Below are 14,143 nucleotides of genomic sequence, written 5' to 3'. Positions count from 1 at the left end.
GCGTACCGTCATCCCTGCCGGGCTTTCATTCGGGGGTTCTTCTTGTTGATGACGAACGTCCTCCCGCGCCGCCGGACAATCTGCGCGCCGGGGATCTTCTTCAGTGCGCGGAGTGAGTTCCGTACCTTCATGCTGTGCTCCTTGTTGGTTGAGTCTGTTGTGTGAGTGGCAGCCCTTCTCCGCCGGCAACCAGTTCCTCGTCGGTGAGCTGGCAGGACAGCAGCAGTTGCTCGAATTCCGCAGCGTCAAGGTCCTCACCTGTCGCGGCGATGACCGAGGCGGCGGAAGCATCATGGTTGGCGGACTGCTTTCCGGCCTTGGGCGGGACGTTGTTTTCCGGCCAGGCACCGAGGTTCTCCAGCCACACGCGGGGGCCGATGCCCTGGACTGCTATCCGGCAGGCCGGCGCTGAGGCTATCCACAGCTGGCCGCGCAGGACGCAGCATCCTGCCGCCAGTGTTGCCAGTGCGTCCCGGAACCGTCCGGGGTGCAGCGGCCGCTCGATCCGGTGGAACACTGTGGCAAACGGCGACGCCGAACTGCGGGCGTGGGAGCCGGGCGCGTGGGCGTTTCCGGGTGCTGTCCTGGCCACCGCGTCTGCATAACGGTGCTGCCCAGGGCGGACGGCTGCCGCGTCGGGGGCTACCTCAGCATGCGGAGCGAGTTCACGGACCAGGTGCAGCCCGCGCTCGCGGCCCAGCGGATCCGGCGGCACGATGTCCGGTTCGGTGAGCAACACGGTGTCCGCGAAGGCGAGTTCGCCCACCAGGAACTCGCCTGGCGTCCGCTCGTCTTCCGGCGCGGGCGTGAAGCCCGATTCAAACAAGGTGTGGGAATCCCAGATGTGGTCCTCCAGGGCATCCGGCGAACACGCGAGGACCACGGTATCCACGGTGGCCGCGCGGGTGAGGCCTCGCCGCAGTGCGGAAACCGCGGCTGATGCGGGGACGGCGGGAGGCAGGCCGATGATGATGGTGCCCTTGGCGTTTTCGAGCAACCTGTCGATGCTGGGGACGAGGTCCAGCCGGACGGCGCAGCTCAGGCAGCCGTGTTCCAGCATTGTCTCCTCGCGTTCCAGGAGGATCTGGCCGCTGAATATCCGCCGGACCACGAGTCCGTCCTCCATGAGGTCGTGGAGGACAACCAGGCTGCCGGGATGGGCCGCCGCAAGGTCTTCGCACGCCTGCTGCCGACAAAGTGCATCGAGGGAACTGATGACGGTGAGGTTCATGCGGTCAAACTTAGTTGAGAATGGTTCTCAATTACAAAGGGGAACAACCTTGGTGGCTGCCCGCCGTCGCCTTGCCTTCATTCAGCCCGACTATCCCGTGACGCTGCTTGGCTAGGCCTGGCTCTGGAGCTGGGCATTCCGGGCGGCCGCCACTTTGATGTAATCCACCAGTCCGGGCAGGGCTGCGTGGACCTGATGCCAGACGGTGTCGAAATCTGCATGCCCGCCGTACCAGGGGTCCTCGATTCCCTGGTCAAGGAGGTCCTTTTCCGCCAGTTGCGGGTCGAAGCTGCGCAGCATCCGGATCTTGTCCCGGGCCTCCTGGTCCGGGGCGGACTCGCTCAGCCAGGCGTAGTGGTCGATGTCCAGCGCCAGGATCAGGTCCCGCTCCTGGAACCATTCCGCCTGCCACTGGCGGGCAATGTGCCGGTCGGAGGTCAGTTGCGTCGCTGCCAGCCGCCGTGCCGCCCGGGGGTCTATGGGCCGCCCGGCTTCGTATCCGGTTGTTCCCGCGGAATCCACCGTGACCAAGCCGCCCAGCCCAGCGTCTTCCAGTGCTGCGGCGAGCATCAACTCCGCCATGGGGGACCGGCAGATGTTCCCGGTGCAGACGGCGATGACACGGTATGGGCTCGACGGTGAGTTCATGATGATAAGCATGCGCGCTATTTGCCCTTGTTGGCTAGCGTGGGATTCACAAAGCTTGACTCGTTTGTAAAGATTCTTTGCACCGGCCGTCACGAGCTTCGGCTCAGCTGCCGGACGCTCCGCGTCCTTAGTGGAGGAACGCCAGCAGGATGCCTACTGCCACAAACAGCGCCCCGAAGGACCGGTTGAGGACAAGTTGGCCGCGGGCGCTGTGGGTGAACCGCTCAAAGGACCTGGCCGCGGCAGCGAAGAAGAACCACATCACCAGGATGTCAATGGCGACGATGGTCGCCGTCAGTACTGCGTACTGCCCCAGGAGGGGCTGCTCGGGCCGGATGAACTGGGGCATGAAGGCGAGGAAGAAGATGATGGCCTTCGGGTTGAGGAGATTCACCCAGAACCCGCGCCGGAAGATGGACCAGGCGGGCTCGTTCCGAAGGCCGGCGATCTTCTCCTGCTCAAGGTCCGGCTTGCTGAGGAACTGACGGATGCCCAGATAGACCAGGTAGGCGGCGCCGGAGTAGCGGATCACGTTGAAGGCAACGGGCGAGCTGGCGACGAGCACCCCCACGCCGAGGGCAACGATGACCACGTGGATCACCAGTGCTGCCTGCTGGCCGAGGATTCCCCACATGGAACGCCGGAACCCGGCATTCAGTGAGTTGCTCATGGTGTTGATGGCTCCGGCGCCGGGGGTGAAGCTGATCAGCACGCCGGCGCCCGCCAGGGCGAGCCAAAGGGAGAATTGCACCAGCCAAGTTTAGTGGCAGTTGCCGGCGGATGCTTACCGTGGGTTCACCGGGCGCCCGGCAGGCTGCGGCTGCCTCGGCTGGGGTCGCCGTTCCCGGCTACGCCCGCGCGACGACCTCGCCGTTGGGGATCAGGAACCAGCCGTCGTCGGTGGATCCCCACCGATGCCAGCCTGCGGAAATCCTCGCCAGGTCCGCCGGGTTGGCGAAGCCGTATTCCAGTGCCTGCTCCGCGAAGGCAGAGTGCAGCACGCGTTCGCTCCAGACCCGGGCCTGCCACCGGCGCTGCTGGCCGGTGGCATAAAGCCAGTTGCTGCTGGTGGGAGCAACGTCGGTGAAGCCTGCCGCCTGGGCCCAGCTGACCAGCCGCCGCCCGGCGTCGGGCTCTGCCCCGTTCCTGCGGGCGATGCGCTGGTACAGCTCCATCCATTCGTCGAGCTCCGGGATGGCGGGGTACCAGCTCATGCCGTGGAAGTCGGCGTCGCGTACGGCAACGATGCCGCCGGGCTTGGCCACGCGCCGCATCTCACGCAGCGCCTCCACAGGGTCGGTGAGGTGCTGAAGCACCTGGTGCGCGTGGACGACATCGAACGTCCCGTCCTCGAAGTCCAGGTCGTAGATGTTGCCGGCCACGAATTCGACGTTCGGAACCTCGCGCTCCATGGCGAGGGCCCTGGCCTGGGCGATGATGTCCGGTGACCGGTCCAGGCCGGTGACTTTTCCCGGAGCCACCAGGACGGCAAAGTCGCACGTGATGGTGCCCGGGCCGCAGCCGACGTCGAGCACGCTGCAGCCTGGCGTGAGGTGCGGCAGGACGAACGCAGCCGAATTCTCGGCTGTCCTGGCGGCATGGGCGCGGACCACTGATTCGTGATGGCCGTGCGTGTAAACGTCGTCTTCAGGCTGCTGCGCACTCATAACCAAACGCTACCCCCAACTAGGTCGCGCCAAGTGTCGTTTTGGAGCCTCAAAACGACACTTAGCGCTACCTAGTTGGGTGGGGGCGGGGGTGTTGGGTGGGCGGGGCGGGGGTGTCCGGGTGGCCCCCGGACGACTCTTCCCGCGCAGCAACCGTCGCTTCCACCATGGCGGTCATGAAGCGGCTGGCGGTTTCCAGCTCCTCCGGCGTGAACGCAGCCATGGCGGTTCCCATCTGGCGCGCCAGCGGGGCGAAGATCGTCCCGCCGTCCTGGAAGGCCTTGGGTGTCATTTTCAGCTGGACCTGCCGACGGTCCGAGCCATGCCGCTCGCGTATCACGTGCCCGGAATGGTCAAGCCTGTCGATCAAGGCGGTGGTCGCGGGCGAGCTCAGGTGCAGTTCCTTGCGCAGGAGCCCGGGCGTCACCACGTTTCCCTTCGCCGTGTGGCGCATGATCACAGCCAGGGCATTGAGGTCCGTGCGGTGCATGTCCTTTTGCCCGCCTGCAGTATCCACGTACCGGTTGGCCTCCAGCGTGAACTCCTGCAGGAGCAGGACCAGCGGGTGAGGGCCTGCGGGCGGACCGGAAGGAGGCCCCTGCGGGCCGGGGTCAGCGTTGCCTGCCACGTCCACCTCCTTATTCTGCGGGTGCTGGTACCGAATGCCCGGCTCGGCCCCCGGGCGGTTGGCCGTACTGACGGATATTACTTCAGCGCCGCCGCCATGAACGTACCGACCGAACCAAGAAAAGCTAGCCCGGCTCTTATCTCCATAATGGAGATACTCTAGTATGGAAGCAATGTTACCCGCGTCCCTCCCCTGGAAGGCAACAAATGAAAGCTACATCCACAGGCACGGAACGGGTCCCGTTCTGGCTGCGCTGGCTGGTCCCCGTCATCCTGGTCCTGACGTGGCTGGCGCTGGCCGGCGTCGGAGGCCCAACGTTCGGCAGGCTTGAAGAGGTCTCCTCCAACGACCAGGCCTCCTTCCTCCCGGCCGGCGCAGAGGCTACCGAGGCGCAGGACTGGCAGTCCAGGTTCCGTGACTCGGATGAGGTGCCGGGCGTCATCGTGATCGAAAGCAGCGAGGCCTTCACCCCGGCCCAGCTTGGGGAGGCTGCGGGACTGCGGGCGGAGCTCGAGGAGCTTAAGCTCGGCAGTGCTGTGATTGGACCCATCCCCTCCAAGGACGGCAAGGCCGTCCAGTTCATCGCGCCCATCGATTCCTCGGCGGAGGTCAAGGAAGCGGTGCAGGAGCTGCGGGACACCGTGGCCGGCGCGGCCCCGGAGGGAATGCAGACCTTCGTGACGGGCCCCGCGGGGCTCGCGGCGGACCTCACCGCCGCCTTCGCCGGGATTGACGGCATCCTCCTGCTGGTGGCCCTGGCCGCGGTGTTCGTGATCCTGCTGGTGGTGTACCGCTCCCTCCTGCTGCCCATCATGGTGCTGCTGACGTCCGTCTTCGCGCTGTGTGCCGCCATCCTGCTGGTGTTCGGCATGGCTAAAGCCGGGTGGATCCAGCTCAACGGCCAGAGCCAGGGCATCCTGTCCATCCTGGTGATCGGCGCCGCCACGGATTACGCCCTGCTGTATGTTGCACGGTTCCGCGAAGCCCTGACCCACACCACCAACCGCACCGCGGCTGTCCTGACCGCCTGGAAAGCATCCTTCGAGCCCATCCTGGCGTCCGGTGCCACCGTGATTATTGCGCTCTTGTGCCTGCTCTTCTCCGACCTCAACTCCAACAAGGCGCTGGGCCCCGTGGCGGCGGCCGGCATCCTCTGTTCACTGTTTGCGGCCCTTACGCTGCTTCCCGCGCTGATGGCGCTGCTGGGTCGGGCCGCCTTCTGGCCGTTCCGCCCGAAGCTGCTTCCCGCCGACCAGCGCGAACCCGAACTGGTCACCGGGCTGGAAGGCCAGAAGGGCCTGTGGCGTGCCACCGGGTCCCTGGTTTCCCGGCATCCGCGGACGGTCTGGGTGGCCTCGGTCCTGCTGCTGGTGGTTGCCTCGGCCGGCGTCCTGCAGCTCAAGGCCAACGGCGTTCCGCAAACCGACGTCATCCTCGCGGCATCCAACGCCGTTGACGGCCAGGACGCTTTGGCGCGGCACTTCGACGCCGGCAGCGGCAGCCCCGCCGTCGTGGTTGCGGACCGAGGAAAGGCGCAGGAAGTGCTGGACACCGTGAAAGCGGCCGACGGCGTGGGCGAGGCTTATCTCCTTGCCCAGGGTTCCGTGCCCATCACCGGAGCCCCCGGCGCTCCCAGCGCACCGGACGTCCGCGACGGCAAGGTGCTCATCAACGCCACCCTGAACTCGGCCGCGGACTCACTCGAAGCGGAGGAAGCTGTCAAGGCGCTGCGCGCGGACGTCAAGGCAGTGGATCCGGAAGCCCTGGTGGGCGGCGTGACCGCGACGGCACTCGATACCAACACCACCGCCCAGCGGGACCTGGTGATCATCATCCCGGTGGTCCTGGTGGTGATCCTGTTCATCCTGATGCTGCTGCTCCGATCCATCCTGGCGCCGGTGCTGCTGGTGCTCTCGGTGGTGCTGTCCTACGCTGCTGCGATGGGCGTTTCGGCGTTCGTCTTCAACAACATCCTGGGCTTCCCAGGGGCTGACGCCACCGTTCCGCTGTTCGGCTTTGTGTTCCTGGTTGCCCTTGGGGTGGACTACAACATCTTCCTGATGAGCAGGGTCCGCGAGGAGTCGCTCAAGCACGGCACCCGGCCGGGCATCCTCCGCGGGCTGGGCGTCACCGGCGGCGTCATTACGTCCGCCGGGGTGGTGCTGGCGGCCACATTCGCCGCGCTGGGCGTCATTCCGATCATGTTCCTGGTGCAGCTGGCGTTCATCGTGGCGTTCGGCGTGCTGCTGGACACCGTCCTGGTCCGGTCGCTGCTGGTGCCGGCGCTCGCGTACGACATCGGGCCCCGCATCTGGTGGCCCGGCAAGCTGGGGCGGCCGGAGCTGGATGCGTCCGTCCGTCCGGAAACCGGCGGCACGCCGGAGCCTGTGGTTGAGGGCGCAGGCCGCCGCTGAATCCTAGGCCGAATGCACCTGACATCCCGCGAGGCTCTTGCTGGCCCGCGGCCCTGTTGGTGAAAAGGCCTCCTCGATAGACTGCCAATGCGCCCGCATGGACGCGGAACCTCAAAGGAGAGAAGTCACCATGACGGAACATAACGCCGATGAGCAGCCCCGCAAGGGCAGTACGGCGCCGGGGCTGGAAGGCGAAGGCGGGCAGTACGTGGACGGCGACTACGGCGATGCCGGCACTGTGGGGGATGCCGCCGCGACCCGTGACGACGGCGAATACGAGGACGGCGATTACGGCGAGGCCGGCACCGCCGGCAGGGCCCGAGAAACGGATGCAGTCCGTGAAGGGCTGACGGACGGACAGGTGAACACCACAGCCGAGGAACGGGGCCCCCTGCACGGGCGCCGGGACAGCGAAAGGTAGTAGGCCAGCAAAAGCAGCGCGGCGGCAGGTTCTCCAGCAGCGAAACGGGGGACCGCCGTCGTCCGCGTTTTAAGAATGCATAACGGTCCGGAAACCCCGCCATTGCGGGGAGGCTGCCGGTGCTGGGTGACCAAAGCAAAGGCAGAGTTGAGTCGGGTACGCTCAACTTCGTATTGACATCATCTCTGCGCTGAGTAAAGTTGAGTGCAGAACGCTCAATCAGAGAGCGCCAACCAGTTTCCAAGGAAAGAAGGAAGCAACACATGTCACGTGCAGTAGGTATCGACCTCGGAACCACCAACTCCGTCGTCTCCGTTCTCGAAGGTGGCGAGCCCACCGTTATTGCCAACGCCGAGGGTGGTCGCACCACGCCGTCCGTCGTTGCATTCTCCAAGTCCGGCGAAGTCCTGGTGGGCGAGATCGCCAAGCGCCAGGCCGTCAACAACATCGAGCGCACCATCGCCTCGGTGAAGCGCCACATGGGCACCGACTGGACCAAGTCCATCGATGACAAGAAGTACACCCCGCAGGAAATTTCAGCGCGTATCCTCATGAAGCTGAAGAACGACGCCGAGTCCTACCTGGGTGAAAAGGTCACCGACGCTGTGATCACCGTGCCGGCCTACTTCAACGACGCCGAGCGCCAGGCAACCAAGGAAGCCGGCGAAATCGCAGGCATGAACGTGCTGCGCATCGTCAACGAGCCCACCGCCGCGGCACTCGCCTACGGCCTGGACAAGGGCAAGGAAGACGAACTCATCCTGGTCTTCGACCTCGGTGGCGGTACGTTCGACGTCTCGCTGCTGGAAGTCGGCAAGGACGAGGACAACTTCTCCACCATCCAGGTCCGCGCCACCGCCGGCGACAACCGCCTCGGCGGCGATGACTGGGACCAGCGCGTTGTTGACTACCTGCTGAACCAGCTCAAGGTCAAGGGCATCGACCTGTCCAAGGACAAGATCGCCCTGCAGCGCCTCCGCGAAGCAGCTGAGCAGGCCAAGAAGGAGCTCTCCTCCTCCACCAGCACCAACGTCTCCCTCCAGTACCTGTCCGTCACCCCGGACGGCCCGGTCCACCTGGATGAGCAGCTGACCCGCGCCAAGTTCCAGGACCTCACCAAGGACCTGCTGGAGCGCACCAAAAAGCCGTTCCACGACGTGATCAAGGAAGCGGGCATCAAGCTCTCCGACATTGACCACATCGTCCTCGTCGGCGGTTCCACCCGTATGCCCGCCGTGTACGAGCTGGTCAAGGAACTCGCCGGCGGCAAGGAGCCGAACAAGGGCGTGAACCCGGATGAGGTTGTGGCCGTTGGTGCAGCCCTCCAGGCCGGTGTGCTGAAGGGTGAGCGCAAGGACGTCCTGCTGATCGACGTCACCCCGCTGTCCCTCGGCATCGAAACCAAGGGTGGCGTGATGACGCACCTGATCGAGCGCAACACCGCCATCCCCACCAAGCGGTCCGAGACCTTCACCACCGCTGACGACAACCAGCCGTCGGTGGCCATCCAGGTCTTCCAGGGCGAGCGCGAGTTCACCCGGGACAACAAGCCGCTGGGCACGTTCGAACTGACAGGCATCGCCCCGGCGCCCCGTGGCATCCCGCAGATCGAGGTCACCTTCGACATCGACGCCAACGGCATTGTCCACGTCTCCGCGAAGGACAAGGGCACCGGCAAGGAACAGTCCATGACCATCACCGGCGGCACCGCGCTCTCCAAGGAAGACATTGACCGCATGGTCCGTGACGCCGAGGAGCACGCAGCGGAGGACAAGGCCCGCCGCGAGGCCACCGACACCCGCAACACCGCCGAGCAGCTCGCCTACTCCGTGGACAAGCTCATCGCTGACAACGCCGACAAGCTGCCCGAGGAGGTCAAGACCGAGGTCCAGGCCGACGTCGACAGCCTCAAGAAGGCGCTTGAAGGGACCGACGACGCCGCCGTGAAGGCCGCCTTCGAGAAGCTGCAGGCTTCCCAGGGCAAGCTGGGCGAGGCCATCTACGCCCAGTCCGGTTCCCCGGACGGAGCCACCGGCGCCGCCGGTGCTGAAGGTGCTTCCGCGGGCTCTGCCGGTTCGAAGGCGGACGAGGATATCGTCGACGCCGAGATCATCGACGAAGACGAAGCGAAGAAGTAGCCATGCCCCACCACGGTAACGAGGAAGAGCACAGCTCCGCAGACCAGGAGAACAGGCACAACAGCGAGCCGGTCATCCGGGACAACCGCAAGGTTGACCCGGTGACCGGGCAGGCGCGGCATCCCGAGGGCGGTCACCCTGAAGCCAAGGATTCCGACGGCGATGCGCTCGCCCAGGCTGAGGAAATCCTCAACGGCGTCGAGGTGCCGGCCGCGGAGTCCGTGGCCCAGGGCGCTGGTTCGGCGGGTTCGGCCAACGCTGAGGCGGCCGAGCTTCGGAACGACCTCCTCCGGCTGCAGGCCGAGTACGTCAACTACCGCAAGCGGGTTGAACGCGACCGCGCCGTGGCGGGGGAAATGGCCGTCATCGGCGTCCTGAACTCCCTGCTGCCGGTGCTGGACGACGTCGATGCGGCCCGCCAGCACGGCGACCTCGTTGACGGCCCGTTCGCCGCGATCGCCGCAAAGCTGGAGAACGCGCTGAAGACGTACGGCCTGGTCCGGATCGACGAGACAGGCGTGGAGTTCGATCCCACGATCCACGAGGCCCTGATCCAGCAGCCCGGCGAGGACATCGAGGTTGACACCGTCAGCCAGGTGCTCCGCTCAGGCTACAAGTCAGGCGAACGCGTCCTCCGGGCCGCCCAGGTGATTGTGGCCGTTCCGGCTTAGCATTACTCCAACGCCTCCGCGGATGAGGGGGCCCCGCCCCTACGCTGGGTGGCAACGATCTGCGATCGTTAGCCACCCAGCTCCGGCAGGCCCGATGCCACTCCCGGGCCCCCTCATCCGCTCCGGCGTTCGGCGGTAACCGCGCCTTAACGCTTTTTGTACTTGAAAGGAAACGCCATTGGCTAGCCAGGATTGGGTGGACAAGGACTTTTACAAGATCCTTGGTGTTGCCAAGGACGCTTCCGACGCCGATATCAAGAAGGCTTATCGGAAGCTGGCCCGGCAGCACCACCCTGATACGAACGCGGGGAACACAGCTTCCGAGAAGAAGTTCAAGGACATTTCCGAGGCGTACTCGGTGCTTTCAGACCCTGATGAGCGCCAGCAGTACGACGCCATCCGGGCCATGGGCAGCGGGGCCCGGTTTGCCCCCGGCGGCGCCGGAGCGGGCAATGGCGGCTTCGAGGACATGTTCGGCGGCCTGTTCACCGGCAACACCGGCCGGCATGCGGGCGGCTTCAATCCTTCCGCCGGCGGCATTCCCCCGGAGTTCGCCGACCTGTTCGGCGGCGGCTTCGGCCAGACCGGGTTCCAGCGGGCGCCGCAGAAGGGCGCCGACCGCACGGCCTCCACAAGCATTTCCTTTGCCGGCTCCATCCGCGGCACCACCATTGGCCTGCGGGAACCGAGCGGCGAAGTCATTGACGTCCGGGTGCCTGCCGGCATCAAGGACGGCCAGAAAGTCCGCGTGCGGGGCAAAGGCCAGCCCGGCGCGGCCGGAAACGGGGACCTGGTGGTATCCGTCTCGGTCCAGCCGCACGCCTTCTACACGCGCGACGGCGACAACCTCCGCATCCATGTCCCCGTCACCTTCCCTGAGGCAGCCTTGGGAGCGGACATCGAGGTGCCCACCATCGACGGCGAAAAGGTGCGGGTCCGTGTGCCGGCCGGGACGCCGTCGGGCCGTACGCTGCGGGTCAAGGGCAAAGGCGTGAAGACGGCGAAGGGGACCGGCGACCTGCTGGTGACCATCGACGTCGCGGTTCCCAAGAACCTGAACAAGGAAGCCGAAGCCGCGGTGAAGGCGTTTGCCGAGGCCACGGCGGGAGCCGATGTCCGTGAGGGCCTGGCCGCCAAGGCCCGGTTGTAGCAGGAAGGAGTGCAGTGGACGTCAGTGCTGACCAGCCCATTTTCGTGATTTCGGTGGCGGCTGAGCTTGCGGACATGCACCCCCAGACGCTGCGGCAGTACGACCGGCTGGGCATCGTCTCGCCCAGCCGCGCACCCGGCAAGTCCCGCCGTTACTCACAGCGCGACGTGACAATGCTGCGTGAAGTGCAGCGGCTGTCCCAGGAGGGCGTCTCACTTGAAGGGATCAAGCGGATCCTGGAACTCGAGAACCAAGTGGCCGCCCTGCAGAGCCGCATCGCAGAGCTGACCGAGGAACTCGGACGGCGCCGGCAGCCCCTGGACGCACGCATCTTCGCTGCCGGTGCGGCAGGTGACGTGGTGAGCCTGGCTCGGGGCCAGCGTCCGCGCCCCCGCTCCCAGGCCGTGGTGCTTTGGCGGCCCCGCGCCCTCGGCAACTAGGCCGTTTGGGGCAAACGGCAGCCGCACCTAAGTAACGTGCCCTCCGCGCCTGCCGGAAATAGAGTACTCACTACTCGTGACCCCGGAGCCCCCGGAAACTTCAATGGAACCACTGCTGGATCAGCAGCAGTGGTTCCAAGGTTTCCGGGGGTTTTCCATGCGTGGTTCCGCTTTTAGCAGCCCTGCCGATGAGGGGCACCGATGAGTCCGGGGATGGAGTCGGTGGCAGCATTCAGCGGCTCGATTCCGGGCCAGCTGCTGCTCGCCGTCGGGCAGACGATTGTGGTGGTGTGCGTCTGCTTCGACATGGTGCGCGCGCTGTCCGTCCCCAGATCCCACCGGCGCTACGTGGCAAGCACCGTCTTCCGGACCCTGGCGGTGCCGTCGATCATCGTCAACGGGCTCACCGTCCTGATTGCACTGGTCCTTGCGTCCTGGATTGATGTGGTGATGGGGATGTTTGTGCTGATGGCCATCATCTTCCGCCTGCACCACGACAAGGACGAGGACAACTGGTGGAAGGGCAAGGGCAAGAAACTTGCCCGCTGGGCACGCCGCCAGTTCTCCGGCCGGACCGCCGCCGCCCCCGCGATGGGGTAACAGGCGTCCCTTGCCGGCGGGGACAGGGTTGGCGGGGGGCCGGGTTGCCTGCGGGACCGGGGTTAAAGGCTCAGTTGTTTCGCGTGGAAGTCGAAGTGCAGCGTGGGGTAGCGGTATACCTCGGCGAGCGTCATCGACGGGGCGAAGAACGGGTCCCATCTGTCCGGGAATGCCATGGACCTGGCCAGTGAAGCCTCGTCCTCGCGCTCCAGCCGGCGGGACAGCGATGCCAGTGTCCTGTCCAGTTTCCGGCCCATCCTCCGCCTGTCATAGACGGTGGACGCCGCACGCGAGCCCCAATAGTTGACCACGTCGAACGGACCGGTTCCCGCGTTCAGCAGGGCCGCGAAGGCCTGGCCGGCTGGTCGGGGGAGGCGGCTGACAACGTGGACCAGGGGAACCAGGGCCCGGACCACCATGTAGCCGAAGACCATGTGGAACAGCAGCTGCTCATTGGTCCATCGGGTTCCGTTGCTGCGGCGGCGCAGGTCATCCGGTGTTGCGCGTTCCAGTAACGCCTTGAGCTCTCGGGACGCGCGGGCGTAGCCGTCCTCGATGCTCCCCTTCGTTGGATCCACCACGCCCTTCTCCCTGGCTGCCGCCCTGGTGGCTGCCCTCTTCCTGGCCGCCCCCATTTTGTTGTCAGTTGCTGCCCTGCCGGCCATGCGAAAGCCCGGTGGGAAAGCCCACCAGCACCGGTTCGGGGGCGGAGCAGCAACCAGCCCCGGAATCCGCCGGGGTGGCGGCCGGGACGTCGCAGCTGGTGCCGGCGTCCGTGGAGCACACGCCCGTCTCGGGGAGTTCCAGCTGGACGGTGTCAGCCGCCGCGCGGTCCCCGGCGAGGGCGGCCACCACGGAGCGGACCTGCTCGTATCCGGTTGCCAGCAGGAAAGTGGGCGCCCGGCCATAGGACTTCATGCCCACAATGTAGAAGTCCCGGTCCGGGTGGGCAAGGAGCAGTGCCCCATGGGGCGGCACGGTCCCGCACGAGTGGAATTCAGGGTCGATGAGCGGCCCAAGCTGGCGGGGAGCCTCGACGGCGGGGTCGAGGTCCAACCGGAGTTCACGGAGCATGTCCAGGTCCGGGCGGAAGCCCGTGCAGGGGACCACGACGTCGGCCTCCATGGTCCTGCCGTCCACCGATTCCACCACCACGCCGGAGTCCAGCGATTTCAGGGAAGCGATGCCGAAGCCGGTGCGCAGTTCGATGGTTCCAGCTTGGACCAGGCGCCGCAGCCGTGCGCCCAGCTGCCCTCGGGCCGGCAGGCCGTCAGCGTCGCCGCCGCCGTAAACTTTCTCTGCGGACTTCCCGCGGACTGCCCACAGGATCCGGGTTGCCGGCTCCTGCCTGGCGAGGTCGGCGAGGCTGATCAGGGTATTGGCTGCGGAGTGGCCCGCCCCGACCACCAGCACCCGCCGTCCGGCAAAACGGCTCCTGTCGCGGCTTGGGACGTCCGGCAGCGGAGAAGAGATCCTGTCAGCTGCCGCATCCTCACCGATGGCAGGCAGTCCCGAGGTGCCCAGCGGGTTCCGGTTGCCCCAGGTGCCCGATGCGTCGATCACGGCTGCCACTGTGTGGTCGCGGGTTTCGCCGTTCCCGTGCTGCACCCGCACGGTGAAGGGCGTGGTGTCCCGGTCCCGGGAGTGGGTTTTGTCCAGGCCGGCCCGGGTCACGGCGGTGACCCGCGCGCCGATGTGGAGGCGGGAGCTGATGGCCGGGGTGGCAGCCAGCGGTGCGAGGTAGTTGTCCACAAGTTCCCTGCCGTACGGCAGCGCGGTGGGGCGCGGGGCTTCCCAGCCGGTGGATTCCAACAGGCGCACCGCGGCGGCGTCAAGGTTGAACCGCCACGGTGAGAACAGGCGGATGTGGCGCCATTCATCAATGGCCGCGCCCGCCGTCGTGCCTGCCTCAAAGATGAGCGGCTCAAGCCCGCGCTCCAGCAGGTGTGCCGCGGCGGCAAGTCCCACGGGCCCGGCGCCGATCACGGCAATCGGCAGGTTCGTCATCGAATCCATGTGCTTCCTCTTATGTTCTTCGTGGCCTGCCCAACTAGGTAGCGCTAAGTGTCGTTTTGAGGCCCCAGAACGACACTTAGCGCTACCTAGTTGGGATAGGCGGGGCGGTTTGGGTGGGT

At 66.2% G+C, this 14,143-nt stretch carries 15 protein-coding genes; 7 read left to right on the top strand and 8 right to left on the bottom strand.

The window, feature by feature from the left end:
• Positions 1–8: 8 nt before the first annotated feature.
• The 6 genes from ykgO to KTR40_RS17500 all read right to left on the bottom strand — a co-directional run bounded on the left by ykgO (position 9) and on the right by KTR40_RS17500 (position 4,174).
• The gene (ykgO, locus tag KTR40_RS17525) at positions 9–131 is read right to left on the bottom strand and encodes a type B 50S ribosomal protein L36 (protein ID WP_011693081.1); all 123 of its coding nucleotides are present in this window, start codon (positions 129–131) and stop codon (positions 9–11) included.
• Entirely contained in the window at positions 128–1,231 is a 1,104-nt protein-coding gene (locus KTR40_RS17520) for a GTP-binding protein (RefSeq protein ID WP_228404546.1), read from the bottom strand. Before KTR40_RS17520 ends, ykgO begins: the two co-directional genes overlap by 4 nt.
• Before the next feature lie 111 nt (positions 1,232–1,342).
• Positions 1,343–1,891 (bottom strand): low molecular weight protein-tyrosine-phosphatase, encoded by a 549-nt coding sequence (locus KTR40_RS17515; RefSeq protein ID WP_228404545.1) that lies wholly within the window; start codon positions 1,889–1,891, stop codon positions 1,343–1,345.
• A 115-nt stretch (positions 1,892–2,006) separates the two neighbouring features.
• Entirely contained in the window at positions 2,007–2,630 is a 624-nt protein-coding gene (locus tag KTR40_RS17510; protein ID WP_228404544.1) for a LysE family transporter, read from the bottom strand.
• A 97-nt stretch (positions 2,631–2,727) separates the two neighbouring features.
• A complete protein-coding gene (locus KTR40_RS17505; protein ID WP_228404543.1) occupies positions 2,728–3,546 on the bottom strand; it encodes a methyltransferase domain-containing protein in 819 nt (272 codons plus the stop codon).
• 67 nt (positions 3,547–3,613) lie between these two features.
• Positions 3,614–4,174 carry a MarR family winged helix-turn-helix transcriptional regulator gene (locus KTR40_RS17500; protein WP_228404542.1) on the bottom strand — a complete coding sequence of 187 codons (561 nt, stop codon included), beginning with the start codon at positions 4,172–4,174 and terminating at the stop codon, positions 3,614–3,616.
• Between the two features lie 206 nt (positions 4,175–4,380).
• On the opposite strand from KTR40_RS17500, the gene KTR40_RS17495 reads away from it, so the two are divergent.
• The 7 genes from KTR40_RS17495 to KTR40_RS17465 all read left to right on the top strand — a co-directional run bounded on the left by KTR40_RS17495 (position 4,381) and on the right by KTR40_RS17465 (position 12,008).
• Positions 4,381–6,588, top strand: a complete 2,208-nt coding sequence (locus tag KTR40_RS17495; protein WP_228404541.1) for an efflux RND transporter permease subunit — start codon at positions 4,381–4,383, stop codon at positions 6,586–6,588.
• A gap of 130 nt (positions 6,589–6,718) precedes the next feature.
• Entirely contained in the window at positions 6,719–7,009 is a 291-nt protein-coding gene (locus tag KTR40_RS17490; RefSeq protein WP_228404540.1) for a hypothetical protein, read from the top strand.
• 263 nt (positions 7,010–7,272) lie between these two features.
• Positions 7,273–9,147 carry a molecular chaperone DnaK gene (gene dnaK / locus KTR40_RS17485; protein WP_139030750.1) on the top strand — a complete coding sequence of 625 codons (1,875 nt, stop codon included), beginning with the start codon at positions 7,273–7,275 and terminating at the stop codon, positions 9,145–9,147.
• A gap of 2 nt (positions 9,148–9,149) precedes the next feature.
• Entirely contained in the window at positions 9,150–9,818 is a 669-nt protein-coding gene (locus tag KTR40_RS17480; protein WP_139030749.1) for a nucleotide exchange factor GrpE, read from the top strand.
• A gap of 178 nt (positions 9,819–9,996) precedes the next feature.
• Positions 9,997–10,968 (top strand): DnaJ C-terminal domain-containing protein, encoded by a 972-nt coding sequence (locus KTR40_RS17475; RefSeq protein WP_171059131.1) that lies wholly within the window; start codon positions 9,997–9,999, stop codon positions 10,966–10,968.
• A gap of 14 nt (positions 10,969–10,982) precedes the next feature.
• Entirely contained in the window at positions 10,983–11,408 is a 426-nt protein-coding gene (locus tag KTR40_RS17470) for a heat shock protein transcriptional repressor HspR (protein ID WP_139030748.1), read from the top strand.
• Positions 11,409–11,621: 213 nt separating this feature from the next.
• On the top strand, positions 11,622–12,008 hold the full coding sequence (locus KTR40_RS17465; RefSeq protein WP_139030790.1) for a hypothetical protein: 387 nt from the start codon (positions 11,622–11,624) through the stop codon (positions 12,006–12,008).
• A 62-nt stretch (positions 12,009–12,070) separates the two neighbouring features.
• On the opposite strand, the gene KTR40_RS17460 is transcribed toward KTR40_RS17465, so the two are convergent.
• Positions 12,071–12,589, bottom strand: coding sequence for a DinB family protein (locus KTR40_RS17460; RefSeq protein WP_370633150.1), 519 nt, complete (start codon positions 12,587–12,589; stop codon positions 12,071–12,073).
• 61 nt (positions 12,590–12,650) lie between these two features.
• On the bottom strand, positions 12,651–14,024 hold the full coding sequence (locus KTR40_RS17455; RefSeq protein WP_228404539.1) for an NAD(P)-binding protein: 1,374 nt from the start codon (positions 14,022–14,024) through the stop codon (positions 12,651–12,653).
• Between the last annotated feature and the right edge of the window lie 119 nt (positions 14,025–14,143).

It is taken from the genome of Pseudarthrobacter sp. L1SW (genome assembly GCF_020809045.1).
Taxonomy (GTDB): Bacteria; Actinomycetota; Actinomycetes; order Actinomycetales; family Micrococcaceae; genus Arthrobacter.
This window is presented reverse-complemented; position numbering and strand designations above follow the sequence as displayed.

What these genes read in the sequence shown, in the direction of transcription:
- KTR40_RS17465 (WP_139030790.1), top strand. Translation starts at nt 11,622, where the DNA reads ATGGAGTCGGTGGCAGCATTCAGCGGCTCGATTCCGGGCCAGCTGCTG.
- ykgO (WP_011693081.1), bottom strand. Translation starts at nt 131, where the DNA reads ATGAAGGTACGGAACTCACTCCGCGCACTGAAGAAGATCCCCGGCGCG.
- KTR40_RS17520 (WP_228404546.1), bottom strand. Translation starts at nt 1,231, where the DNA reads ATGAACCTCACCGTCATCAGTTCCCTCGATGCACTTTGTCGGCAGCAG.
- KTR40_RS17490 (WP_228404540.1), top strand. Translation starts at nt 6,719, where the DNA reads ATGACGGAACATAACGCCGATGAGCAGCCCCGCAAGGGCAGTACGGCG.
- KTR40_RS17480 (WP_139030749.1), top strand. Translation starts at nt 9,150, where the DNA reads ATGCCCCACCACGGTAACGAGGAAGAGCACAGCTCCGCAGACCAGGAG.
- KTR40_RS17495 (WP_228404541.1), top strand. Translation starts at nt 4,381, where the DNA reads ATGAAAGCTACATCCACAGGCACGGAACGGGTCCCGTTCTGGCTGCGC.
- KTR40_RS17505 (WP_228404543.1), bottom strand. Translation starts at nt 3,546, where the DNA reads ATGAGTGCGCAGCAGCCTGAAGACGACGTTTACACGCACGGCCATCAC.
- KTR40_RS17515 (WP_228404545.1), bottom strand. Translation starts at nt 1,891, where the DNA reads ATGCTTATCATCATGAACTCACCGTCGAGCCCATACCGTGTCATCGCC.
- KTR40_RS17455 (WP_228404539.1), bottom strand. Translation starts at nt 14,024, where the DNA reads ATGGATTCGATGACGAACCTGCCGATTGCCGTGATCGGCGCCGGGCCC.
- dnaK (WP_139030750.1), top strand. Translation starts at nt 7,273, where the DNA reads ATGTCACGTGCAGTAGGTATCGACCTCGGAACCACCAACTCCGTCGTC.